General features: G+C 65.8%; 20 protein-coding genes. 12 read left to right on the top strand and 8 right to left on the bottom strand.

Translation table 11 applies throughout. From position 1 onward, the window contains the following. Nucleotides 1-9: 9 nt before the first annotated feature. From RM96_RS33025 to RM96_RS33000, 7 genes are all read right to left on the bottom strand, one after another. Nucleotides 10-207, bottom strand: coding sequence for a hypothetical protein (locus tag RM96_RS33025; protein ID WP_039015963.1), 198 nt, complete (start codon nt 205-207; stop codon nt 10-12). Between the two features lie 22 nt (nt 208-229). Beyond that, nucleotides 230-2,263, bottom strand: a complete 2,034-nt coding sequence (locus tag RM96_RS33020; RefSeq protein WP_039015962.1) for a LamG-like jellyroll fold domain-containing protein — start codon at nt 2,261-2,263, stop codon at nt 230-232. Nucleotides 2,264-2,545: 282 nt separating this feature from the next. After that, nucleotides 2,546-2,689, bottom strand: a complete 144-nt coding sequence (locus tag RM96_RS38205; protein ID WP_082016824.1) for a DUF2474 domain-containing protein — start codon at nt 2,687-2,689, stop codon at nt 2,546-2,548. Further along, nucleotides 2,689-3,696 carry a cytochrome d ubiquinol oxidase subunit II gene (gene cydB, locus RM96_RS33015; protein ID WP_039015961.1) on the bottom strand — a complete coding sequence of 336 codons (1,008 nt, stop codon included), beginning with the start codon at nt 3,694-3,696 and terminating at the stop codon, nt 2,689-2,691. Before cydB ends, RM96_RS38205 begins: the two co-directional genes overlap by 1 nt. Before the next feature lie 4 nt (nt 3,697-3,700). Then, a complete protein-coding gene (locus RM96_RS33010) occupies nt 3,701-5,140 on the bottom strand; it encodes a cytochrome ubiquinol oxidase subunit I (RefSeq protein ID WP_039015960.1) in 1,440 nt (479 codons plus the stop codon). 295 nt (nt 5,141-5,435) lie between these two features. After that, nucleotides 5,436-6,596, bottom strand: coding sequence for a DSD1 family PLP-dependent enzyme (locus RM96_RS33005; RefSeq protein WP_039015959.1), 1,161 nt, complete (start codon nt 6,594-6,596; stop codon nt 5,436-5,438). Nucleotides 6,597-6,782: 186 nt separating this feature from the next. Continuing rightward, nucleotides 6,783-7,553: an IclR family transcriptional regulator gene (locus tag RM96_RS33000; protein WP_039015958.1), complete on the bottom strand. Its 771-nt coding sequence runs from the start codon at nt 7,551-7,553 to the stop codon at nt 6,783-6,785. A gap of 96 nt (nt 7,554-7,649) precedes the next feature. Between RM96_RS33000 and RM96_RS32995 the strand changes: the two genes are divergently transcribed. The 5 genes from RM96_RS32995 (at nt 7,650) to RM96_RS32975 (ending at nt 12,395) form a co-directional block, all read left to right on the top strand. Further along, nucleotides 7,650-8,630: a Bug family tripartite tricarboxylate transporter substrate binding protein gene (locus RM96_RS32995; RefSeq protein ID WP_039015957.1), complete on the top strand. Its 981-nt coding sequence runs from the start codon at nt 7,650-7,652 to the stop codon at nt 8,628-8,630. Between the two features lie 51 nt (nt 8,631-8,681). Then, entirely contained in the window at nt 8,682-9,365 is a 684-nt protein-coding gene (locus RM96_RS32990; protein WP_039015956.1) for an RraA family protein, read from the top strand. Then, complete coding sequence (locus tag RM96_RS32985) at nt 9,362-10,321, top strand: hydroxyacid dehydrogenase (RefSeq protein ID WP_039015955.1); 960 nt, start codon at nt 9,362-9,364, stop codon at nt 10,319-10,321. Before RM96_RS32990 ends, RM96_RS32985 begins: the two co-directional genes overlap by 4 nt. Before the next feature lie 93 nt (nt 10,322-10,414). Then, on the top strand, nt 10,415-11,395 hold the full coding sequence (locus RM96_RS32980) for a Bug family tripartite tricarboxylate transporter substrate binding protein (RefSeq protein WP_039015954.1): 981 nt from the start codon (nt 10,415-10,417) through the stop codon (nt 11,393-11,395). 73 nt (nt 11,396-11,468) lie between these two features. Next, entirely contained in the window at nt 11,469-12,395 is a 927-nt protein-coding gene (locus tag RM96_RS32975; protein WP_039015953.1) for an SMP-30/gluconolactonase/LRE family protein, read from the top strand. 22 nt (nt 12,396-12,417) lie between these two features. Here RM96_RS32975 and RM96_RS32970 read toward each other — a convergent pair whose 3' ends face one another. Next, nucleotides 12,418-13,359, bottom strand: a complete 942-nt coding sequence (locus RM96_RS32970) for a LysR substrate-binding domain-containing protein (RefSeq protein WP_039015952.1) — start codon at nt 13,357-13,359, stop codon at nt 12,418-12,420. 140 nt (nt 13,360-13,499) lie between these two features. On the opposite strand from RM96_RS32970, the gene RM96_RS32965 reads away from it, so the two are divergent. The 7 genes from RM96_RS32965 to RM96_RS32935 all read left to right on the top strand — a co-directional run bounded on the left by RM96_RS32965 (nt 13,500) and on the right by RM96_RS32935 (nt 22,082). Next, nucleotides 13,500-14,516 (top strand): tripartite tricarboxylate transporter substrate binding protein, encoded by a 1,017-nt coding sequence (locus RM96_RS32965; RefSeq protein WP_039015951.1) that lies wholly within the window; start codon nt 13,500-13,502, stop codon nt 14,514-14,516. Nucleotides 14,517-14,522: 6 nt separating this feature from the next. Beyond that, nucleotides 14,523-16,046, top strand: coding sequence for a UxaA family hydrolase (locus RM96_RS32960; protein ID WP_039015972.1), 1,524 nt, complete (start codon nt 14,523-14,525; stop codon nt 16,044-16,046). Between the two features lie 36 nt (nt 16,047-16,082). Beyond that, complete coding sequence (locus RM96_RS32955) at nt 16,083-17,558, top strand: NAD-dependent succinate-semialdehyde dehydrogenase (RefSeq protein WP_039015950.1); 1,476 nt, start codon at nt 16,083-16,085, stop codon at nt 17,556-17,558. A gap of 38 nt (nt 17,559-17,596) precedes the next feature. Beyond that, nucleotides 17,597-18,403, top strand: coding sequence for a 4-hydroxy-2-oxoheptanedioate aldolase (gene hpaI, locus RM96_RS32950; RefSeq protein ID WP_039015949.1), 807 nt, complete (start codon nt 17,597-17,599; stop codon nt 18,401-18,403). A 66-nt stretch (nt 18,404-18,469) separates the two neighbouring features. Continuing rightward, entirely contained in the window at nt 18,470-19,873 is a 1,404-nt protein-coding gene (locus tag RM96_RS32945; RefSeq protein WP_082016826.1) for an FAD-binding oxidoreductase, read from the top strand. 334 nt (nt 19,874-20,207) lie between these two features. Then, nucleotides 20,208-21,296 (top strand): MBL fold metallo-hydrolase, encoded by a 1,089-nt coding sequence (locus RM96_RS32940; RefSeq protein ID WP_039015947.1) that lies wholly within the window; start codon nt 20,208-20,210, stop codon nt 21,294-21,296. A gap of 93 nt (nt 21,297-21,389) precedes the next feature. Then, nucleotides 21,390-22,082: a PadR family transcriptional regulator gene (locus RM96_RS32935; protein WP_039015946.1), complete on the top strand. Its 693-nt coding sequence runs from the start codon at nt 21,390-21,392 to the stop codon at nt 22,080-22,082. The last annotated feature ends 69 nt before the right edge of the window (nt 22,083-22,151 follow it).

The raw sequence follows: 22,151 nt of genomic DNA, 5'->3' as shown, positions 1-22,151 counted from the left end.
TGCGTGTGCTCAGGGGGCGCAGCGAATGGACGGCTTGACGGCGGGCGGCTGGTTGGGCTCGTTGCCGCCGGTGGGCGTTTCCGTGGAGCCGCCGGGCGTACCGGTGGCGTTGTCGGCGGAATCGCCGCCGCATGCGGTCAGCGCGGCGCAGAGCAGCAGGGCGGCCAGCCAGCGCGAGCGGGCCAGGGTGCTGAAGAGGTGGGTCATGATGTTTCTCTCTCGACGGTGCTTACGGATTGAGGTTGGAAAGCGGCTGGCGCGATCCGCTGATCGATTTCAGTTCGTCCAGCGTCAGCTGGCGCGTCCACATGGCGAGGTCGTTGAACTCCATCACGCCCTTGAGCGAGCCGGCGTTGTTGCCGACATAGTTGTGGGTGGCGTCGTCGTTCAGGCCCCATACGCCGAGTCCGTTGAGCTTGGCGACGTCGGTATTGGCGATGGCCTTGTTCTCGACCTTCTGCAGCCCGAGGATCGGGTCGACGATGTAGGCGCTGAATTTCTTGCCCGCGCCGTCGATCGACAGCGCCAGGTACGCCCACTGGTTGGCGGAGACCTTCATGCCGTTGATGTCGTCGCGCTTGCCGCCGCTGCCGATGTTGAAGCGCACCTCGCAGCTGCCGAACAGGCCGAAGGCGATGCCGGCATTGGAGCCCGAGACGTAGTTCTTGTTCGACAGGATCGGTTCGCCGGTGCCGTTGCCCTGCGTGCAGTCCGTGCGGAACCAGAAGCCGATGGTGAACTGCGGGCTGAGCGTGACGTCCGCGCCGTTCTGCGCCAGCTTGTAGGCATCGACATTCGAATCCACGCGCAAGGCCCTGGCGCCGAAGTTGTCGGCGCTGAGCGTGCCGCCGTCGGTGCCGGCCACCCACGGACCGAGCGTTGCGCCGCCCTTGGCGTCGACCGGCGGCTTGGCGTCCATGCTGAAGTACATCGCGAGGTTGTCGCGCAGCGTGGTGGCCAGCGTGACCGGTCGCACGTAGTTGATCTGCGCCTGGTACGACACCGGTACCTCGTTGCGCACCAGCGTGTAGTTGAAGCGGTACAGGCCGGTCGGCATGTCGAACTTGTTGTCGCTGTACTGCGTCACGCCCGGCGCGAGCGAGGCGATCTGCACGCCGTCGCGCAGCAGGCGGGTCACGCCGTAGGACGCGGTGGCGTTTTGCCAGCTCAGCTCGACCGAGTCGTTGTAGCGGCCTACGCCCGCATTGATGGCGCGCACGCCCGCGCTGGTAGTGTTCAACGCGGCGCCATCGAGCTTGCTGGTGGCGGGATCGATGGCGATACCGGCGTGCGCCATCAGTGTCGGGACGATATCGGCTTCGGTCGGCAATGCCGACAGTACAGCCGGCGTGGCCGGTGCTGCGGCGCCTACCGTTGCCAGCGCAGCGTTGAGCGGTTTGTTGAGGGCGATAAAGGCGGTGCGGTTCTCCACGGTGGGCGCCGTGGTGGTGGCGCCGGTGGCATCCAGCCCGTGGCTGGTGGTGACCATCACCAGCCAGTCTTCACCCGGCTGCGTCTTGCCGCGCTCGGCCACGGCGGCCAGCAACTCGCCCAGCGCCTTGTCCACGCCAGCCAGTGCCGTGGTGTAGCTGCCGCTGCCAAAGCCGTCGTATTCAGCGGCAGCCGCCGGTGCGCTGTATTGCGCGAACACCAGGCCGTAGCCCGACTTCACCAGCTTCACGCCGTTCTGCGTCACGCAGCTGTCGATGCCGGCGCAGTCGACCAGCGTATCGAGGTTGCCGGCGTCCTGTTCGCCCTTGAGCAATGCAGGCAGCACCGTCGAGCTGGTGGCGCCGCCAAGCTGCACACCGGCCTTGCCCGCTGCGCGGAAATAGCGGAACAGGCTGGGCACCTGCGGTGCAACGGCGCCGGTATCGTCGGTCACGCCATGCCGGTTAGCCCAGGCGCCGGTCAGCACCGTGGCCCAGCTCGGCGCATCAAGCGGCGCCTGCGCCGTGATGGTGCCGGGCATGCCGCCGGTGGCGGAGGGTACGAGGTTGAACTGGGCCAGGTTGGGCAGTTCGCGCCGCACGATCGCGCTCTGGACCTGTGAGTAGGTGGCGCCATCAATGCCGATCAGCAGGACTTTGCTGGTCTTGCTGCCGTCGGGTGTAGGGGGTGTCTGTGCCGAGTCTTGCGGCGTGCTGGCGGTGGATTCAGAACCGTCGCCGCCGCATGCGGCCAAGGTAGCGGCCACTGCGCCGGCCAGCGCGAGGCTGCGCGCCAGGCCAGCATGTCGTGCCCATGCATGGATACTTGCCATCTCTCATTCCCCTGAGTCACTGCTTTGTTGTGTGCCGGGCGCGGTATGCGCCACGTGGCACATTGCGCTCCCCGCAATGCGCTCGCAGAGTAAGAACCGGGGTTGTCACCGCAGTGACAGAGGGCCAAAGAATCCTGATGGACCTATTCGGATTCTTGGAGGCATTGCAGACAAGCCAGATGTGACAAGGCCGCGCGGGGAGATCGCGCGGCCAGGGAAGGAAAGAAATCGGGGCGATTGCCGGCTATGCGGGAGCGGTAGCCAGCCGGCGGCGGGGCGGCTTCAGCTGCGGAAGCCCACGCCCTGCATCACCAGGCGCAGCAGCCACGCGGCCACACCGAGGGCCGCCACGCTGGCCAGCCAGATCAACACCAGCCAGCCCACGCGCCTGAGCCAGACAGGCAGGCCGGGACGTTCGGAAGCCATCAGTGGTAGCCCTCGCCGTGACGGACCTTGCCGCGGAACACGTAGTAGGCCCAGACCGTGTACATCAGGATGAATGGGATGATGAACAACGCACCGACCAGCGCGAAGCCCTGGCTTTGAGGCGGCGCTGCGGCGTCCCAGATCGAGATGCCGGGCGGGATGATGTTCGGCCACACGCTGATGGCCAGCCCGCTGTAGCCGAGGAACACCAGCCCGAGCGCATACATGAACGGTGCCATGTTGGGCGCGCGGCGCAGCGCGCGCATCAGCATGAACAGGCACAGCGCCACCAGGATCGGCACCGGCGAGAACCAGACCAGGTTGGGAAAGCTGAACCAGCGCTCGGCAATCTCGGGATGCGTCAGCGGCGTCCACAGGCTGATCACGCCGATGACCGCCAGCAGCAGCCAGCCCAGCGATCCGGTCAGCCGCACCATGCGCTGCTGCAGCGCGCCCTCGGTCTTCATGATCAGCCAGGTGCTGCCCAGCAGCGTGTAGGCCACCACCAGGCCCACGCCGCAGAACAGCGGGAACGGCGCCAGCCAGTCGAGCGGGCCGCCGGCAAAGGCACGGCCGTCCATCTTGATGCCGTCGATATACGCGCCCAGCGCCACGCCCTGGAAGAACGACGCCGTCAGCGAGCCGCCGATGAACGCCGCATCCCACACCGGGCGCTCGCGGTCGTTGGCCTTGAAGCGGAACTCGAACGCCACGCCGCGGAAGATCAGCCCCAGCAGCATCAGCATCAGCGGCAGGTACAGCGCGCTCAGCACCACCGAGTACGCCAGCGGAAAGGCCGCCAGCAGGCCCGCGCCGCCCAGCACCAGCCAGGTCTCGTTGCCGTCCCAGACCGGCGCCACGGTGTTCATCATCACGTCGCGGTCATGCTTGTCCGGCACAAACGGATAGAGCATGCCGATGCCGAGATCGAAGCCGTCCATCACCACGTACATCATCACGCCGAAGAAGATGATGAGGATCCAGAGCAGAGAGAGATCGATACCCATGATGTCAGCTCCGGCTGGGGGCGGGTTGGTTGGGCGCCAGGACTTCATCGTCGCCGACGGCGGAAAGCGGGCGTGCGGGCGTATGCTCCCGCCCCGGGCCGCCCTCGGGCTCGGGCTTGCCTTCGCCGATGACCGGGCCCTTGCGCACCAGCCGCATCATGTAGGCGATACCCACGCCGAAGACGAAGAAGTACGCGACGACGAACAGCACCAGCATCACCGCCAGTTCCGGCGTGCCGTGCGGCGAGACCGCATCCGCAGTGCGCTGCAGGCCATAGACCACCCAGGGCTGGCGGCCAATCTCCGTGGTGTACCAGCCGGCCAGAAGTGCAATCAGTCCTGCCGGGCCCATCCACAAAGCCGCTCGCAGGAAGGCGCGCGAGCGGAACAGGCCGTCGCCGCGGCGCAGTATCAGGCTCCAGATCCCAAGCAGGATCATCAGCACGCCCAGCCCCACCATCACGCGGAACGACCAGAAGATGATGGTGGAATTGGGGCGGTCTTCCGGTGCGAATTCCTTCAGGCCCGGGATCTGCCCGTCCCAGGTGTGGGTCAGGATCAGGCTGCCCAGGCGCGGGATTTCGACGGCGAAGCGCGTCTCTTCACGCTTCATATCCGGCCAGCCAAACACGATCAGCGGCAGCGCCTCCTCGCCCTTGTTCTCCCAGTGGCCTTCCAGCGCGGCGATCTTGGCCGGCTGGTGCTCGAGGGTGTTCAGGCCGTGCATGTCGCCGATCACGGCCTGGATCGGCGCCACGATCAGCAGCATCCACATCGCCATCGACAGCATCTTGCGGATGGCCGGGTTGTCGCGGCCGCGCAGCAGGTGCCACGCGGCGGAGGCGCCCACGAACAGCGCCGTCGCCAGGAACGCGGCCACGCTCATATGCACCAGCCGGTAAGGGAACGAGGGATTGAAGATGACCTTGAACCAGTCGGTCGGCACCACGCGGCCCGCGATGATCTCGTAGCCCTGCGGCGTCTGCATCCAGCTGTTCGAGGCCAGGATCCACGTGGCCGAGATCAGCGTGCCCAGCGCCACCATCACCGTGGCGAAGAAATGCAGCCCGGGGCCGACGCGGTTCCAGCCGAACAGCATCACGCCGAGGAAGCCGGCCTCCAGGAAGAAGGCCGTCAGCACTTCATAGGTCAGCAGCGGGCCGGTGATGCTGCCCGCGAACTCCGAGAAGAAGCTCCAGTTGGTGCCGAACTGGTAGGCCATAACCAGCCCCGACACCACGCCCATGCCGAAGTTGACGGCGAAGATCTTGGACCAGAAGTGATAGAGATCGCGGTAGACCGGCCGCTGGGTGCGCAGCCAGCAACCTTCGAGCACGGCCAGGTAGGCGGCCATGCCGATGGTGATCGCGGGAAAGATGATGTGGAAGGAAACAGTGAAGCCGAACTGAATACGGGCGAGGTCGAGCGCGGTCAAACCAAACATGTCTTGTTCTCCGTGGCGCAGGCCTTGCGCACGCTGTCGAGGCCCGGCCAGTGTAGCGGGGGCGGCCGGGGAGGTCGGCAGGCGCGCCAGGGCGCGGGCCTGTGGCGCGTGCGGTGATGCGTAGTGTACGCCGCCTGCGCCGCAAGCGGCACCCGTAACGCCGCAGGGCGACATTCGGTCGCACCTGCGGAGCGGCGATCCGGGCCGCTTGCTTCAGAGACCGATGCTAGCCCGGCACGCCGCTGCGGAACAGAATCAAAAGCTGGGAAAAAGACCGTATCAGATGGCGTGCCGCTCAGCGGCTATGGCCGCGTGCCGATACTGGCCACACGCATTCAACCTTGCCGGCGCGCACGCCGACGATCTCGTCGTACAGGTTCAGCGTCGGATCGCAATGGCCGGGTACCAGCAGGACTTGCGTGTCCAGGCCCGGCAATGCCTGTGTCGCAGTCTCCGGTACCGGGACGATGATGCCGTGCTCATCGTTGGCGGCGATGTAGTCCAGCGTCTTGCTGATTGCCCCGTGCTGCCAGATCCACGGCAGGCCCGAATCGACGGACATCGACTTCAGTCCGGCATCGACCACCACGCGCGATCCGGCTGCCACGCTCATGACGGTGGTGGCGATAAACAGGCTGTGCTCGAAGCGCAGACTGCCGGTGGCCTCGTTGCTGCCGTAGCCGCGGTCCATGAAGATGTACGAGCCCGGCTGGATCTCGGTGTAGACACCGCTGCCCAGGTCGAACTCGACGCTGCCGCTGCCGCCACCGGTGACGGTCTCGCAGCGCACGCCGGCGGCGTTGAGCGCCTTCAGCACGGCGGCGGTGCGCGCCGCCGCCAGCCTGGCCGCCTCGCGCCGGGCCTGCCAGCCGCGTACATGCTGGATGCCGCCGTGGTAGGCCTGCAAGCCGCGCAGTTCGAGCTGCGCGTGCGCGGCGATCTGTTCCACCAGCCGCAGCGCCGCCGGGGCATCGGCCACGCCGCAGCGTCCCTGGCCGACATCGATCTCGACAAAGACGCCGATCCGGCTGCCGGCTTCTGCCGTGGCTTTGGCCAGCGCTTCCACCTGCCGCGCATCGTCCACGCAAACGCTCAGCCGTGCGTGCCGCGCCAGTTCAGCCAGCAGCGCGGCCTTGGCGGGCCCCGCGATCTCATTGCTGATGTGGATGTCGCGGATGCCGGCCTGCACGAACGGCAGGGCCTCGCTCACCTTCTGGCAGCAGATGCCGACGGCACCGCGCGCGACCTGTGCCAGCGCAATGCCCGGGCACTTGTGTGCCTTGGCGTGCGGGCGCAGCTGGATGCCAGCCTGCTGCGCGGCCTGCTGCATGTGGTCGAGATTGCGCTCGAACACATCCAGGTCGAGCACCAGCGACGGCGTATCGATGGCCGACAACGGCTGGCCGGGCCGGGCGGCGGGAGGCAGTTTCAGGTCTGGAGAAGTATTTGCTGACATGGATATCGATGGTATGGAGGCAGGCGGGTCTCTGACTGTCATTCCCGCGAAGGCGGGAATGGCGGAAATTTACATGCTATTGGCAATCCAGGCCCTCTGAACATCCTGTGTCGGTACGGCGCTTCCTCCACGAAGAGCCGGCGGTCATTGCCCGGAACGATTGGAAGCAGCAGAACTTGTCGGATATCACGGATGCCAGGTCGACGGCTTCTCAATGTGCATCGCAGGCCGTTGGCTGCCCGCCATGGCATAGGAGAGCCTGGTCGCAGCGTCGACGACTGTCTGGGCCAGTTCCAGCAAACGCGCTTCGCTCAAGCGGGAGGTCGGTCCCGAAATACACATTGAGCCGAGCAGCCGCCAATGCAATCCAAACACGGGTGCCGACACACTAGAGACTTCGGGCTCGCGCTCGCCAAGCGACAGATGGAAGCCGCGGCGGCGGATCATTTCATAGAGTTCGCCAGGTTCCCCTGAGAATGCCAGTATGACCCGGCCAGGGGAACCGCTGTCCAGGGGCAGCGCCGCCCCGATTCTGACGTGATGGCGGATGGCCTGCGGTCCTTCGACGCGCACAAGACATGTCCGCTGCTGCCCCTCACGGACATAGAACGAAGCACTTTCCCCAGTCTTGATCGTCAGTTCCCGCAGGACCGGCTCCACGACTTCCTGCACGTTGAAGGTTGCCTGATAGCACGCGCCCAGCCATCCGGCTGCACGCCCCAGGCGCCAGTTCCCGTCTTCCTTCTGCACCAGATAGTTGTCTGCCGCCAACGTGCGGGCCAACCGGAGCACGGTGGTCTTGTGGATGCCGGTGCGCCGGCTCAGCTCGGCCAGGGACAGCTGAGGATCATTGATGCCGAAGGCCTCGAGGATCCGCAGGGCGCGAGTGACCGCGATCACGCCGCCTGCGGCGTCGTCGCCGGTTGGGGTGCCTTCAAGATTGCTTTTGCGGTTCATAAAGCGGAACGCGTTGCACGGTACGAAACGCAATTGTACGCCGTGAAACGAGCGGCAACAATCCGGATCATAACGAAACGAGATCCGGAGACAGTAATGAAGGCAATTTCCCGTCGCTGCATGTTTGTCCTCGCAGCAGGGCTGGTGGTGGCATGCGCAACCACGTATGCAGCGCCTCAGTACCCCGCCAAGCCCATCAGAGTCATCGTTCCTTTTCCCGCCGGCGGCGGGACCGACATCATTGCGCGGGAAGTGACCAATACGATCGGCAAGGCGACGGGGTGGATCTTCGTGGTGGAGAACAAGCCGGGCTCAGGCGGCAACCTTGGGGTGGACGCAGCCGCCAAGGCACCGCCCGATGGCTACACCATCGTGCTGGGGCAGACCAGCAACCTTGCCATCAATCCCTCGCTGTATGACCGGTTGCCGTATGACCCGCTGAAGGACCTCGCACCCATCAGCCTGGTCGCCGCCGCGCCTCTCGTCCTGGTGACCCCCGTCAACTCGCCTTACAAGACGCTGGCGGACGTGATTCAGGCCGGCAAGGCGAAGCCCGGGGCCATCAACTTCGCGTCGCCGGGCAACGGAACGGTGGCACATCTTGGCGGCGAACTGCTTCAGACGATCGCAAAGGTGAAGTTCACGCATGTTCCATACAAGGGCGCGGCGCAGGCAGTCATCGACCTGATGGGCGGACAAGTCGACCTGTACATGGCATCTGTCCCATCGTTGCTGGGGCACATCAAGAACAACAAGCTACGGCCGCTCGCGGTCACCTCTCCGAAGCGCGTGCAAGACCTGCCTCAGGTGCCGACAGTCGCCGAGTCGGGCTACCCCGGCTTTGATACCGCGACCTGGTTCGGTTTCGTCGCGCCTGCCGCGACACCGAAGGACATCGTGGTGCGCCTCAACACCGAGTTCAACAAGGCCCTCGCATCCCCCGCGCTTGCCCGGAAGCTGAATGAACAAGGTGCATCGGTGCTGGGCGGCACGCCGGAGGCGTTCAGTGCGCTGGTCAGGCAGGACATAGCCCGCTGGGCATCCGTCATCAAGGCGTCCGGCACAAGGCTGGATTGACGCCCGCTTCTTCCTATCCCATCCTATTCATTGAATCCACTGGAGTCAGCCATGACCCTCCCCAACATCATCAAGACGTTTGAGCGCGTGCCTGCAGAAATCGTGGCGCGGGCCGCCAAATTCCAGCCGGCAATCCTTTCCGATGTCGGTGGACGCCGCGGTGCGCTTCATGGCCGCATCAAGGCCTTGCGCCCAACCATGAAGGTCGCCGGCCCTGCCTTCACCGTCGAAGTTCGCCCCGGTGACAACCTGATGATCCACGCGGCACTGGCCCTGGCGCAGCCGGGCGATGTTCTGGTGGTCGACGGCAAAGGCGACCAGACCTCGGCGCTGATGGGAACGATCATGATGCATGCGGCTCGCCAACGCGGCCTGGCCGGCGTCGTGATCGACGGCGCCGTTCGAGACAGCCTCGAGCTGGACGAAATGCAATTCCCTGTCTTTTCGGTCGGCACGAACCCCAATGGCCCCACCAAGGAAGTCGGCGGCCGCATCGGGCACCCCGTTTCCGTGGGGGGCGTCACGGTGAACCCGGGTGATTTCATTTGCGGCGATGCCGATGGGCTGGTCGTGGTGGAGCGCGAGAAGATCGAAGCCCTGCTCGATGTCGCTGCACAGAAGGAAGAGGCAGAGGCCAGGCGCATCGCGCAGATCAAGGAGGGCAATACCACGGCGCCTTGGCTAATGGCATCGCTCGTGACCGCGGGCGTCTTGAAGCAGGGAGAAGCACTGTGACGAAACCTGTCATCGTCGTCACGGGGGCGGACCTCGCGCCGGAAGCCGTCGCGCTGTTGGGCGATTATGAAATCGTGTTCGCCGGGAAGACCCCCGAGACGGCCGATCTCGTGGCTCTGGCAAGGAAGCACGACCCCGTCGCCATCATTGTTCGCTACGGCAGGGTGACTGCGGAAGTGATGGATGCAGCGCCGGCCTTGAAGGTGATTTCGAAACACGGCACCGGAACCGATACCATCGATAAAGCCGCTGCGACCGAGCGCGGCATCGAAGTGACCGCGGCGGCCGGCGCGAACGCCGCCGCCGTCGCCGAACATGCGCTCGCGCTGATGCTTGCGTGTGCCAAGTCAGTCGTGCAGCTCGATGCGCGCATGCACGCCGGTCACTGGGACAAGGCGACCCATAAGAGCGTGGAACTGAATGGCCGTACCGTGGGGCTCGTTGGCCTGGGCGCCATCGGCCGCCGGTTCGCCAGAATGTGCGACGCCATCGGCATGCGTGTGATTGGCTTCGATCCGTTCGCCACGGATCTGCCGGACTATGTCGAAGTTGTCCCGCTCGAGACGATCTGGGAAACGTCGGATGTCATCTCGCTGCAATGCCCCTTGACGGCGGACAACAAGGAAATGGTAAATGCCGGCACCCTCGCGCGTTGCAAGCCGGGCGTGATGATCGTCAACACCGCCCGGGGCGGACTGATTGACGAAGCGGCGCTGCTCGACGCGGTTCGGTCGGGACGCGTGTCGGCGGCGGGGCTGGACAGCTTTGCGCGCGAGCCGATGACGTCGCCCCATATTTTCCAGGGGCAGCCTGGATTCGTGCTGAGCCCGCATATCGGGGGCGTCACCAGTGCGGCATACGTCAATATGGGCGTGGCGGCGGCGACCAACACCATTGCGGTGCTTGACCGTTCTCGCGAGGGCGCTTCACCCACGGTAGCCGCATTGGGAGCCTGATCAACCGCAAGACAGGCAGACTGCCTGCGGCGCACGCGCTGGCCGTTATCGAGCCATCGCGGCCAGTAATATCTCTCGCTGGATGGAGACAGCATGCAAAAGAAAGTACGCGGAGCGTGGAAGCTCCAAGCGGTGGCATTCGCAGCCTTTGCCGCCTTGTCGACGGTGGCTCAAGCTCAGGGCTGGCCCGCCAGGCCCGTCAAGATCGTCGTGCCTTACCCGCCTGGCGGCGCCGTAGACGCCGTCACCCGAAAAATGGCCCAGCGGCTCTCCGAGCAGACAGGCCAGAGCTTCTACGTGGAGAACAAGGCCGGCGCGACCGGAACGATCGGAACGGCCCAGGTCGCCCGCGCCGCGCCGGACGGGTACACGCTGTTGGCCAACGATACGACCTATGCGCTGCTGCCCCACATCTTCAAAACGCTGCCCTTTGATCCTGCAACGGATCTGCAGCCGGTTGCGGGATACGTGTTTGCGCCGATGGGCGTGGTCGTCAAAGCCGGGGGAAAGTATAAGACCCTGACCGATCTGATTGCCGCGGCGAAAGCCGATGACAAGGTCTCATATGGGTCCGGCGGGCCCGGTTCCACGCCCCACTTTGCGAGCGAAGCGCTTGGCATCGCGGCGGGCGCGCACTTCATGCATGTGCCGTTCAAGGGCGCCGGGGAGGCTACGGTTGCGCTGCTGAGCGGCACCGTCGACTTCCAGATGGCCTCCATCCCGGGCGTCATCGGACAGGTCAAGGGCAACAAGCTGACCGTGCTGGCCGTCAGCGGCACGAAACGCTTGCCTGCGCTGGCAAACGTCCCTACCTTCGCCGAGGCCGGCGTCGGTGGTTACAGTGTCATGAATTTCACCGGATTGTGGGCACCCAAGGGCACACCCGCTGATGTGCTGGATCGCATCCAGAAGGAAGTTGCCAGGGCCATGACTACCGCGGACATGCGGACCTATGCTGAAAGCATTGGCGCCGAGCCGGGTTACTGGGATGCCGGGACCTTCCGGACCGAAGTGGCCAACAGGACCGCATTCTGGGGGAAAGTTGCCCGCGGTACGGGGTTTCAAAAGCAGTAGTGGCCGATGGTTTGCCGGAAAGCGGCGCCAGGTGGCATCAACTGCTGTCGAGACTATCAACAGGTATCAGGACATGTTTCTGCTGAATTCACCAACCATACGAGAAGCGGAGTCGTTTTCCAGCCTTCCTGCCCGCTATCGAAGTCCGCGGCGAGCCGAGTGGTCCAGGGCGAACCAGGGTGGTCGTGAAATTGACTCCTTTCTCGAGGGTCCCGTCGTCGATGACGAAGGCAACCTCTACGTCACCGATATTCCTAACGGGCGGATCTTCAGGATTGACCCCAAAGGCGACTGGGACCTGGTTGTCGAATGGGACGGCGAGCCCAATGGGATGAAATTCCTCGGTCCCCGGTCGCTGCTTGTCACGGACTACCGCAACGGGCTGATGGAAGTCGACCTGCGGGCAGGCGAGGTCCGGCCGTATCTGCCACGCCGCAATACCGAAAGCTTCAAGGGCGTCAACGACCTGACGCTGGATTCCCGGGGGAACGTCTATTTCACCGATCAAGGCCAGACCGGCCTGCATGACCCCACCGGCAGGGTATATCGGCTGACACGCGAAGGCCGGCTCGAACTGCTGCTTGCCAATGTGCCGAGCCCGAATGGCATCGTGCTGTCGCCAGATGAGCGCTTTATGTTTGTCGCCGTCACGCGGGGCAACTGCGTCTGGCGAATGCCCTTGCTGGAGGACGGCAGCGTATCCAAGGCCGGGCAGTTCTTCACGTCTTACGGCCCCAGTGGGCCGGACGGACTCGCAATGGACATCGATGGTCGCCTGCTGGTCGCCAACCCGGGGCTCGCCTATGTATGGGTGCTCAATCATCGCGCCGAGCCGGTAGAGGTGATCCGCGGCACTTCCGGTCATTCGTTGACCAACCTGGCTTTCGGCGGGCCCGATCGAAATACGCTCTACATCACCGACTCTACCGCGGGGGAGATTCTATGGATCGACATGTCGGTGCCGGGCGTAGAAGTTCCGAGGATGCTCGGGCAAACCTGAGTGGCGTCGACCACCGGCGCATTCAGCGCCGCCCGATCCCGGCCGAAGCCTGGCGCAGGCATTCGATCAACTGCTCGGCGCTGATCGTCGGCGCGCGCTCGCGCAGCGTGATGATGCCCACCGGGGGCAGGTCTACCGGCACGTCCATCGCCAGGATATGCAGGCGGCCCTCCGCTTCCAGCGCCCGTGCAGGGGACTGCGCCATGAAGCCGGCGGCGCTGCGCTGGCTGATGAAGGTGGTGGTGGCGAGATAGGACGATGATTCGATCACGTCCTGCGGGGGATGCATGCCGTGCTGGTAGAACGCCTGTTCGATCTTGACCCGCAGCGAGGCCCATGGCGGCGGCAGCACGCAAGGCATCGCCGCCAGGTCGCTCCAGCCGGGGCGGGCCTTGCGCGCGAGCTTGTGGCCGCGTTTGACAACCACCACCATCTGCTCGTCGTAGAGCGCTTCCGTCAGCAGGTCCGGCGCCGCATAGCCGGGTTCCAGCCGGCCGACGATGAGGTCCAGCTCGCTCAGCCGCAGCTTTGGCAGCAGGTGGGTCAGGTCGCCTTCCTCCACCAGCACCGTCGCCCGGGCTGAGCGATCCTTGAGCAGGCCGACCGCACGCGCCAGCAGGACCGGCAGTGCCGCGCCCATCGAGCCGACGCGGATGCGGCCCGATGCGCCGCTTTCCACGGCGGCGATTTCGTCACGTGTCTGTTCGTACTGCGCCAGCACCGAACGCGCGAAACGCACCAGCGACTCGCCGGCGGCAGTCGGCTCGGTGCCGCGGGTGGAGCGCGTGAACAGGGTCAGGCCGAGCATCTTCTCGACTTCCGTCAGCACCTTCGACACGGCCGGCTGGCTCACCGACAGGAATTCCGCGGTGCGGCCCAGGTGGCGGAACTCGTCCAGGGCCACCAGCAGCTGCAGATGGCGTAGTTTGATATTGGAGCGCAGCGCGCGATCGATATTGGCCATGGCCCGGAGTCTACCTAACCGTAAGGTTATGAAGCAATGCCACTTTTTGATTGGATTGTTATGTTCAGGCGCACCAGAATGCGGACAGAGCGAGGACGGCTGCCCGGCCCGCGAGACCAGAACAACGGAGACACCCGCACATGACCCAAGGATTCCCCATCAATCCGATGCGCCGCCGCGTGCTCATCAGCGGCGTCGCGGCCGCCGCCGCAGGCACTGCCGGACTGATCCTGCCCGGCGTCGGCCGGGCCGCAGCCGAGTATCCCGAGCGTCCCATCACCTTCATTTGCCCGTGGCCGGTAGGCGGCACCGCCGATCAGTCGATGCGCGCGCTGTGCCAGGTGGCCTCTGCCATCCTCAAGCAATCCATCGTGGTCGAGAACCGTGCCGGGGCGTCGGGCATGATCGGCACCAAGGCGCTGGCGCGTGCCACGCCTGACGGCTACACCATCGGCCAGATTCCGATCTCGGTCACGCGTTTCTCGCAGCTTGGCATGCTCCAGCTGGACCCGCGCACCGAGCTGACCTACCTGGCGCGCACCTCGGGCCAGACCTTCGGCATTGCCGTGCCGACGAACTCCCGCTTCAAGACGCTGAAGGACGCAGTGGCCGCCGCGAAGGCCAACCCGGGCAAGGTTACCTATGCCCACGCCGGCATTGGCGGCGCCACGCACGTTGGCATGGAGCAGTTCGCGCTGGCCGCCGGCGTGCAGTTCAATGCCATCGCCTACAAGGGTGGCGCCTCGGCGCTGCAGGACGTGCTGGCGGGGCAGGTCGACATGCTGGCGGATTCGAGCTCCTGGGCCCCGCACGTGGAAGCCGGCAAGATGCGCCTGCTGGCCACCTGGGGAGAACAGCGCGCGTCGCGCTTCAAGGACACGCCAACGCTGAAGGAACTCGGCTACAACGTCGTGGTGGAAGCCCCTAACGGCATCGGCGCGCCCAAGGGCATGCCGCCGGCGGTGGAGAAGAAGCTGCGCGAAGTGTTCCGCGCGGCCGTGGCCAGCAACGAATTCAAGCAGGTAGCCGCCCGGCTGGACGCGCCCGTGATGTACCTGGACGGCCCCGAGTACAAGAAATATGTAGCCACGGTGTACGACCAGGAAACCCAACTGATCCAGCGCCTGAAGCTCAGGGAACTGCTGCAGCAAGGTTGATTGCCAGTGAACAACAATCCCGTCATCCGGCTGCACGCCAACGACAACGTCCTGATCGCCAGGAGCGACCTGGCGTTGGGGCAGCAACTCGCTGATCCGGCTTTGCGCGTGCGCGCGCAGGTGCCCGCCGGCCACAAGATCGCGGCCTGCGCGATTGCCAGCGGCACGCCCGTGCGCAAGTACGACACCGTGATCGGCGTGGCGGCGCGCGATATTGCCCCAGGCGACCACGTGCACTCGCACAACCTGAAGCTGGTCGATTTCTACCGCGACCCGGCCTTCTGCCAGGACGTGCGTCCGGTGGACTATGTGCCCGAGGCCGAGCGCGCCACCTTCATGGGCTTTGTGCGTCCGGATGGCCGCGTCGGCACGCGCAACTTTATCGGCATCCTGTCGTCGGTGAACTGCTCGGCCACGGTAATCCGCCATATCGCGGCGTATTTCACGCCGGAGCGATTGGCGGCGTATCCCAATGTGGATGGCGTGGCGGCCTTTGCGCAGACCAGTGGTTGCGGCATGTCCTCGCCGAGCGAGCACTTCGACGTGCTGCGCCGTACGCTGGCCGGCTATGCGCGCCATCCCAACCTGGCCGGCGTGCTGATCGTCGGACTCGGGTGCGAACGTAATCAGGTGGCTTCGCTGGTCGAGTCGCAGGGACTGGTGCCGGGACCGGCCGTGCACACGCTGGTCATGCAGGATACCGGCGGCACGCGCGAGACCATCGATGCCGGCATCCGCGCCATCGAGGCCATGCTGCCGGCCGCCAATGCGGCGGTACGCCAGCCGGTGTCGGCCAGCCACCTGAAGATCGGACTGGAATGCGGCGGCTCGGATGGCTTTTCCGGTATCAGCGCCAACCCGGCGCTGGGGGCGGCGATGGACATCCTGGTGCGCCACGGCGGCACCGCCATCCTGTCCGAAACGCCCGAGATCCACGGCGTGGAATTCATGCTCACGCGCCGCGCGGTTACGCCGGAAGTCGGACAGAAGCTGCTGGAGCGGCTGGCCTGGTGGGAGCGCTATACCGCCGGCCACAATGCGCAGTTCAACGGCGTGGTCGGCCACGGCAACCAGCAGGGCGGGCTGGCGAACATCTTCGAGAAGTCGCTGGGCTCTGCCATGAAAGGCGGCACCACGCCGCTGCAGGCCGTGTACGAATACGCCGAGCCGATCGACAAGGCGGGCTTTGTCTTCATGGATTCGCCGGGCTATGACCCGGTGGCCGCGACCGGCCAGATTGCCAGCGGCGCCAACCTGATCTGCTTCACCACCGGCCGCGGCTCGATGTTCGGCTCCAAGCCGGCGCCGACCATCAAGCTGGCCTCCAATTCGGCCATGTACAACCGCCTGCAGAACGATATGGACATCAACTGCGGGCTGGTGCTGGACGGCGCACTGACCGTCGAGCAGATGGGGCAGCGCATCTTCGAGCATATCCTGCAGGCCGCCTCGGGCCAGCCCACCAAGAGCGAAGCGCTAGGCCTTGGTGACAACGAGTTCGTGCCCTGGCACCTCGGCATCGTCAGCTGACGCGCCGGGTTCCGCAACGCCTTTCACGCAAGCCTCATGTCCCTGTCTCTTTCCCAGCCTGCGCTGCTGCGCAGCCAGAACTTCATCAACCAGCAGTGGCGCGAGGCAGGCCAGCATCGCAGGCTGCCGGTGGCAAATCCCGCCACCGGCGGGACCTTCGCCCATGTGCCAGACAGCGATGCGGATGATGCCAGCCAGGCGGTCGATGCCGCGGCCGCCGCGTTCCCGGCATGGAGCCGCCGCCCGGCGCGCGAACGTGCCCAGTTGATCAAGCGCTGGCACGCACTGATCCTGGCCAACCAGGAAGATCTCGCCCTCATCATCTCGACCGAGCAGGGCAAGCCACTGAAAGAAGCGCGCGGCGAAGTCCTGTACGGAGCCTCCTACGTCGAATGGTTTGCCGAAGAAGCCACGCGCATCTGCGGCGACATCGTGGCCGAGGCCGTGCCTGGCCGCAAGCTGCTGGTCCTGGAGGAACCGGTGGGCGTGGTCGCGGCGATTACACCGTGGAATTTCCCGCTGGCAATGATTGCCCGCAAGATTGCGCCGGCGCTGGCCGCGGGCTGCACCGTGGTCGCCAAGCCGGCCGAGGACACGCCGCTGACGGCCCTCGCACTGGTCTGGCTGGCCGAGCAAGCCGGCATTCCGGCCGGCGTGCTCAATATCGTCACGGCTTCGCGCGCGAATACGCCTGTCGTGGTGGATGCCTGGCTGGCCGACAGCCGCGTGCGCAAGATCACGTTCACCGGCTCCACGCCGGTTGGCAAGCACCTGGCCCGCGAGTCCGCCGCCACGCTCAAGAAGTTATCGCTGGAGTTGGGCGGCAACGCGCCGTTCATCGTGTTCGACGATGCCGATCTGGATGCGGCGGTCGATGGCCTGATGGCGTCCAAGTTCCGCAACGGGGGCCAGACCTGCGTCTGCCCGAACCGGGTCTATGTGCAGGACGCCGTGCATGATGCCTTTGTCGAACGCCTCGCGCAGCGCGTCGGCGCGCTCCACGTCGGGCCGGCCACTGAAGAGGCAGCGCAGATCGGCCCCATGATCAATGCCCGCGCCGTCGACAAGATCGCCCGGCACGTGGAAGACGCGGTCGCCCGAGGCGCGCGGGTGGTGACCGGCGGCAAGCGCTTGCGCGCGGAGGACGGCCCCCATTACTACGCGCCCACCGTGCTGGTCGGCGCCACGCCGGAGATGGAACTGTCGTGCGAGGAGACCTTCGGGCCGGTCGCTCCGGTGTTCCGCTTCCATGATGAGCAAGAGGTAATCCGCGACGCCAACGACACACCGTTCGGTCTTGCCGCGTACTTCTACTCGAATGACGTGCGCCGCATCTGGCGCGTGGCGCAGGCACTGGAGACCGGCATGGTCGGCATCAACGAAGGCGCCATCGCAGCCGAAGCGGCACCGTTCGGCGGTGTGAAAGAATCCGGCTACGGCCGCGAGGGCTCGCGCCATGGCCTGGACGACTACATGCATACCAAATACCTGTGCCAGGGCCAGCTCGGCTGACCGGCACGGACCGAAGCGCAAACCGGATATGGAACACCATGCCTGCTAACAACCCCTTCAAGGCCGCACTGGCGGCCCGCCAGGCGCAGATCGGCCTCTGGCTCTCGATGGCAACGCCTTACCTGGCCGAAGTCTCCGCCACCGCCGGCTTTGACTGGCTGCTGATCGACGGCGAGCACGCCCCAAACGACCTGCGCAGCACCTTGCAGGCCCTGCAGGCCGTGGCCCCATACCCCTCGCAGCCGGTGGTGCGCGCCGTGGCGGGCGAAGTGCCGGTGATCAAGCAACTGCTGGACATCGGCGCGAAGAGCCTGCTGGTGCCGATGGTGGATACGGCCGAGCAGGCGCGCGCACTGGTCAGCGCCACGCGCTATCCGCCGCAGGGTATCCGGGGTGTCGGCAGTGCGATTGCACGCGCCTCGCGCTGGAGCGCCCGCACGGACTACCTCGACGTGGCCGATGACGAAATCTGCCTGCTGGTGCAGGCCGAAACTGTCACGGCCCTGGGGAACCTGGAAGCGATCTGCGCCGTGGACGGCGTTGACGGCGTGTTTATCGGCCCGGCCGACCTGGCGGCGTCGATGGGCCATCGCGGCCGGCCCGGGCATCCGGAAGTCCAGGCCGCGATCGAGGGCGCCATGCGCACCATCATTGCCAGCGGCAAGGCGGCCGGCACGCTGACGTCGGATCCAGCACTGGCGCGCCGCTACCTGGAGCTGGGATGCACCTTTGTAGCGACGGGCGTTGATGTTTCGCTTTATGCCGGCGCGGCGCGCCGGCTGGCGGCTGAATTCAAGCCGGGGCAGGCTGCCGGCACGGCCGGTACGCCTTCGGCCGCCTACTGAACCGCTTTCCTTACAAGACCGAATATGCAAGACCAAGCCACGACACCCGATGCCACCCTGCGCGCGATGCAGGCCATCGTCGGCGAACGCGCCTGCCTGAGCGGCGACACCGATACGCAGGCCTATGTCACCGACTATCGCCGCATCTATCACGGCCGCGCGCGGGTCGTGGTGATGCCGTCGTCGACCGAACAGGTCAGCCGGGTCCTGCAGTGGTGCTATGCCAACAACGTGCCGGTGGTGCCGCAAGGGGGCAATACCTCGCTGATGGGCGGCGCCGTGCCCGACGACAGCGGCACGGCCGTGGTGGTCAATCTCAGCCGTATGAACCGTGTGCTGGCCATCGACACCATCAACGACACCATGACCGTGCAGGCCGGCGTTACGCTGAGCGCGGCACGCAGCGCGGCGGAAGCGGAGCAGCGCCTGTTCCCGCTGCGTATCGGTTCGGAGGGCTCGTGCCAGATCGGCGGCAACCTGTCGACCAATGCCGGCGGCACGGCGGTGCTGCGCTACGGCAATATGCGCGACCTGGTGCTGGGCATCGAAGCCGTGCTGCCGGATGGGCGCATCTATTCATCGCAGCGCGGCCTGCGCAAGGACAACACCGGCTACGACCTCAAGCACCTGTTCATCGGTGCGGAGGGGACGCTCGGCATCATCACCGGCGCGGTCCTGAAGCTGATGCCGCAGCCGCGCAGTTCGGCCGTGGCGTTCGTCGCCGTGGACAGCCCGGCAGCCGCCGTGCGGCTGCTGGGCGAGGCCAAGCACCTGTCTGGTCAGGCGGTGACGGCCTTCGAGCTGATCTCGCAGCCGGCGCTGGAACTGGTGCTGGAATACCTGGGCAATGTCGCGGCGCCGCTGCCCGCCAGGCACGACTGGATGGTGCTGATCGAGCTGACTTCGGGCACGGATGCCGAGAGCCTCAACGCCACGCTGATGGAAATCCTCGAATCGGGCTTTGAACAGAAGCTGGTGGTGGATGCCGCCGTGGCCGCGAGCCTGTCGGACGCGCAGACCTTCTGGCGCATCCGCGAAGAGATCTCCGACGCCCAGACCCGCACCGGCGGCAGCATCAAGTGCGATGTCTCGGTGCCGCTGTCGCGCATCGCGGCATTCGTGGAAGAGGCCTCGGCAAAGGTGCTCGCGCTGGAGCCCGCCGCCCGCATGGTGATCTACGGGCATATGGGCGACGGCAACGTCCACTTCAACCCGCTGCGCCCCAAGGACCAGACGGCCAAGGCATTCCTTGCGCAATGGTATGAGCCGATCTCGTCCCTGGTTGATGCGATGGCCCATGCCGAGAACGGCTCGATCTCGGCCGAGCACGGCATCGGCGTCGTCAAGCGCGACGACCTGACGCGTTACAAGTCGGCGGTGGAACTGGAACTGATGTGGCAGGTCAAGCAGGCGCTGGATCCCAGGAACCTGCTGAATCCTGGCAAAGTCCTGCCGGCACGGGGGCACTAGTGTCCTGTTCCGCAGATACCTTGCCATGAAATCGCCCAGTTGCCCGCCATGCGTCGTTGCTCGTCGTTGCCATAGCCACAGCTATGGCGCCTCCTCGCGCCTAGCCTGACGGCCAACTGAACGATTTCATTTTGGCAAGCTACCTACGGAACAGAACACTAGCTGCTGCAAACGCCACAAGGGCCGGCCATGGGGTGACGCCGGCCGAACAGCGCACGGGATGCGCTGCGCAACGTGGCGCGAATGGGGTATCTCGGCTAAGGTGGTTGCTGTTTAGAGAAAGCGGCCGGCTCGTTTCTGGGCCGGTACCCATCCGGACAGCAAGCCACTGAGCATGGCTGAGGAAGACATGAGCCAACACGCCCCCATCGAACCCCCTCTCGAAAAACCCGTCCTCGACTATCCGTGCGGCGATGCGCCGGCACCCGGCCACGCGCATGACATCGCGCCCGGCGTGCTGTGGCTGCGCATGCCGATGCCGATGCGGCTGGACCACATCAATCTCTGGGCGATCCGCGATGGCGACGGATGGGCGGCGGTCGACTCCGGCATGCAGACCCCCGAAACCGCCGCGGCGTGGCGCACGCTCTTTGCCAGCGGCGGCGCGCTGGGGGACGGCGGCCTGACGCGGCTCTTCGTCACCCACATGCATCCCGACCACATCGGCATGGCCGGCTGGCTGACACACAAGTTCGGCTGCAGCCTATGGATGACCCGGCTCGAATACCTGATGTGCCGCGTGCTGGCCGCGGACACCGGGCGCGCGGCGCCTGGCGAAGCCATCGACTTCTATCGCAAGGCCGGCTGGAGCGACGATGACCTGGAGGTCTATCGCGCCCGCTTCGGTGGCTTCGGCAAGTATGTCCATGCGCTGCCAGAGAGCTTCCACCGCCTCAGCGACGGCGACACCCTGCAGATCGGCGACCACGCCTGGCGCGTCGTGGTCGGGACTGGGCACTCGCCCGAGCACGCCTGCCTCTACTGCCCCGACCTGAAGCTTCTGATTTCGGGCGACCAGGTGCTGCCGCGAATTTCGTCGAACGTGTCGGTCTTCCCGACCGAGCCCGACGCGGATCCGATGGGCGACTGGCTCGCCTCGCTCGACAAGGTGCGCGCCGAAGTGCCCGACGACGTGCTGGTCCTGCCGGCACACAACGAGCCCTTCCGCGGCCTGCACGCCCGTGTCGACTACCTCCGCGACAGCCAGCACCAGGCGCTGGACCGGCTGCGGCAGGCGCTCGCCGAGCCGCAGCGGGCAGTGGATGTGTTCGCCCAGTTGTTCTCGCGGCCGATCACGGGCGGAGGTGGGCTGCTGGGCATGGCGACGGGGGAGAGCATCGCTCATCTGAACTATCTGCTGGAGCGCGGAGAGGCGGTGCGTGAAAGCGGGGCGGATGGCTGTTATTGGTATCGCATGAAATAGCCGGGACAGGGATTCACAAGCGGCCGGCAAAGCCGCCTTGACTATCTCCAGATATATCGTAAGATATGTTTTACGACATATCTGGAGTATTCCATGCGCCATCCTCCCGATCGTTTCGGCATGGCCGGCTTCGGTCATCACATCCTTGTGCGCCTTTCACCGCACTTCATGTGGCACGCCGTCGGCGGCCACCATCGCGGCGGCGGGTTCTGGGGCGGAGGCGGAGATGGTGGCGAGGGCTTTGGCGGGCCGGGCGACTTTGACGGCGAAGGCTGGCGCCGCGGCCGCAAGTTCAGCGCCGACGACCTGCAACTGTTGCTGCTCGCGCTGCTGGAGGAAAAGCCCAGTCACGGCTACGAGCTGATCAAGGCGCTGGAAACGCGCACCAGCGGTTTCTACAAGCCGAGCCCCGGCATGGTCTATCCGGCGCTGACCTATCTGGAGGAGGTCGGCTATGCCACGGTCGATACCGAAGGGAACAAGAAGCGCTATCAGCTCTCCGACACGGGCCGCGCCCACCTGGCCGCCAACCGCGAGCGCATCGACCTGATGCTCGGCAAGCTGCGCCATGTGGCGCGCAAGATGGACTGGATGCGCCGCGCCATGGCGGGTGAGCCGCAGCCGGAACCTGAGCAGGGCGGCTGGCTGCCGGAGTTCGTGCAGGCGCGCATGGCGCTCAAGCGGGCGCTGGCCATGCGCAGCGAGGCATCGGCCGACGAGCAGCGGCGCATCGCCGACATCCTGTCGCAGGCCACGGCCGAGATCGAAGCCGGTCCCAAAAGCTGATCCGTGGCGCTGACGTTCGCAGCAGCCATTGGCATGTGGGCCCGGCAAGTGCAGGGGCTACGCAACGCA

This window comes from Cupriavidus sp. IDO, assembly GCF_000812465.1.
GTDB lineage: Bacteria > Pseudomonadota > Gammaproteobacteria > Burkholderiales > Burkholderiaceae > Cupriavidus.
This window is presented reverse-complemented; position numbering and strand designations above follow the sequence as displayed.

What these genes read in the sequence shown, in the direction of transcription:
- RM96_RS33025 (WP_039015963.1), bottom strand. Translation starts at nt 207, where the DNA reads ATGACCCACCTCTTCAGCACCCTGGCCCGCTCGCGCTGGCTGGCCGCC.
- RM96_RS33020 (WP_039015962.1), bottom strand. Translation starts at nt 2,263, where the DNA reads ATGGCAAGTATCCATGCATGGGCACGACATGCTGGCCTGGCGCGCAGC.
- RM96_RS38205 (WP_082016824.1), bottom strand. Translation starts at nt 2,689, where the DNA reads ATGGCTTCCGAACGTCCCGGCCTGCCTGTCTGGCTCAGGCGCGTGGGC.
- cydB (WP_039015961.1), bottom strand. Translation starts at nt 3,696, where the DNA reads ATGGGTATCGATCTCTCTCTGCTCTGGATCCTCATCATCTTCTTCGGC.
- RM96_RS33010 (WP_039015960.1), bottom strand. Translation starts at nt 5,140, where the DNA reads ATGTTTGGTTTGACCGCGCTCGACCTCGCCCGTATTCAGTTCGGCTTC.
- RM96_RS33005 (WP_039015959.1), bottom strand. Translation starts at nt 6,596, where the DNA reads ATGTCAGCAAATACTTCTCCAGACCTGAAACTGCCTCCCGCCGCCCGG.
- RM96_RS33000 (WP_039015958.1), bottom strand. Translation starts at nt 7,553, where the DNA reads ATGAACCGCAAAAGCAATCTTGAAGGCACCCCAACCGGCGACGACGCC.
- RM96_RS32995 (WP_039015957.1), top strand. Translation starts at nt 7,650, where the DNA reads ATGAAGGCAATTTCCCGTCGCTGCATGTTTGTCCTCGCAGCAGGGCTG.
- RM96_RS32990 (WP_039015956.1), top strand. Translation starts at nt 8,682, where the DNA reads ATGACCCTCCCCAACATCATCAAGACGTTTGAGCGCGTGCCTGCAGAA.
- RM96_RS32980 (WP_039015954.1), top strand. Translation starts at nt 10,415, where the DNA reads ATGCAAAAGAAAGTACGCGGAGCGTGGAAGCTCCAAGCGGTGGCATTC.
- RM96_RS32975 (WP_039015953.1), top strand. Translation starts at nt 11,469, where the DNA reads ATGTTTCTGCTGAATTCACCAACCATACGAGAAGCGGAGTCGTTTTCC.
- RM96_RS32970 (WP_039015952.1), bottom strand. Translation starts at nt 13,359, where the DNA reads ATGGCCAATATCGATCGCGCGCTGCGCTCCAATATCAAACTACGCCAT.
- RM96_RS32965 (WP_039015951.1), top strand. Translation starts at nt 13,500, where the DNA reads ATGACCCAAGGATTCCCCATCAATCCGATGCGCCGCCGCGTGCTCATC.
- RM96_RS32955 (WP_039015950.1), top strand. Translation starts at nt 16,083, where the DNA reads ATGTCCCTGTCTCTTTCCCAGCCTGCGCTGCTGCGCAGCCAGAACTTC.
- hpaI (WP_039015949.1), top strand. Translation starts at nt 17,597, where the DNA reads ATGCCTGCTAACAACCCCTTCAAGGCCGCACTGGCGGCCCGCCAGGCG.
- RM96_RS32945 (WP_082016826.1), top strand. Translation starts at nt 18,470, where the DNA reads ATGCAGGCCATCGTCGGCGAACGCGCCTGCCTGAGCGGCGACACCGAT.
- RM96_RS32940 (WP_039015947.1), top strand. Translation starts at nt 20,208, where the DNA reads ATGGCTGAGGAAGACATGAGCCAACACGCCCCCATCGAACCCCCTCTC.
- RM96_RS32935 (WP_039015946.1), top strand. Translation starts at nt 21,390, where the DNA reads ATGCGCCATCCTCCCGATCGTTTCGGCATGGCCGGCTTCGGTCATCAC.